Genomic DNA, 938 nt, shown 5'->3' with positions numbered 1-938 from the left:
ATGGTGACCGTGTTTCTCGCTGCTTGCGCGACCAAGGTTGCACTGTATGTACTTATCCGATTTGACTATATGGTATTTCAAGCCACGCTTGAGGATCACGAAGTTCAGTTCGCATTGTTTGCGATGCCATTGTCAATTCTCGGAATACTTATTGCTTCTGCAGTTGCGATGTTCGAAGGACATCTTAAAAGGCGGCTTGCTTCATCATCTATAGCACAAATAGGCTATATTTTGCTTGGTGTTAGCTTTGTAAGCATGGCTGGACTAAGCGCCAGCGCAATGCATATGTTCAACCATGCACTAGCAAAAGGTGGGTTGTTCCTGGCAGTTGCTTGCCTAGCTTATCAGTATCGTGACTTGCGCCTAGATCAACTCGGTGGTGCTGCAGCTCGTATGCCCTGGACTTGTGCTGCTTTTGTTGTGTGTGGTTTGAGCTTAATCGGCGTGCCTGGTACTGCAGGGTTTATTAGTAAATGGCTCCTTATCACCGCAGCTTTGGAAAGCGGTCCTTGGGGGGGTGGGCTAGTAGCAATTATTCTAGTCAGTTCCTTGATGGCGGTGGTTTATGTTTGGCGCATCGTTGAGGCGCTTTACTTCCAAGCTCCTGTCGAAGGAGAAGGCCCAACATCTGAAGCACCAATACAAATGTTATTAGTTACCGGTTTTGTTGCACTACTCAATATATACTTCGGACTGTTTCCACAGGTTCCATTAGAACTCGCAAATAGTGCTGCAGCCCTTCTATTGGAGGGTTCAAAATGACACCAGAAACTACCATATTAGTCGCCATTGGTCTTCCAATAGTAGGAGCTCTGGCTATTTCTCTTGCTGGGCGAATAGGCCCTAATATTCGCGAAGCTGCAACGGCTATTACATCTGTTTCACTAATCTGGGTTGTTTGGGGGCTCATTCCTACTCCTGTCTCTTAATACACATCT

The 938-nt window shown here is 46.5% G+C and carries 2 protein-coding genes; both read left to right on the top strand.

What is annotated here, in order from left to right:
- Positions 1-762: proton-conducting transporter transmembrane domain-containing protein (locus tag CXF78_RS01360; RefSeq protein WP_308302233.1), on the top strand; the 762-nt coding region annotated here is incomplete at its 5' end.
- Positions 759-929, top strand: a complete 171-nt coding sequence (locus tag CXF78_RS01355) for a hypothetical protein (protein WP_257984798.1) — start codon at positions 759-761, stop codon at positions 927-929. The genes CXF78_RS01360 and CXF78_RS01355, both read left to right, overlap by 4 nt.
- Positions 930-938: the final 9 nt, after the last annotated feature.

This window comes from Shewanella sp. 11B5 (assembly GCF_002836795.1).
Taxonomy (GTDB): domain Bacteria; phylum Pseudomonadota; class Gammaproteobacteria; order Enterobacterales; family Shewanellaceae; genus Shewanella; species Shewanella frigidimarina.
Note: the sequence above shows the minus strand (reverse complement) of the source record. Positions and strands in the feature narration are given on the sequence as shown.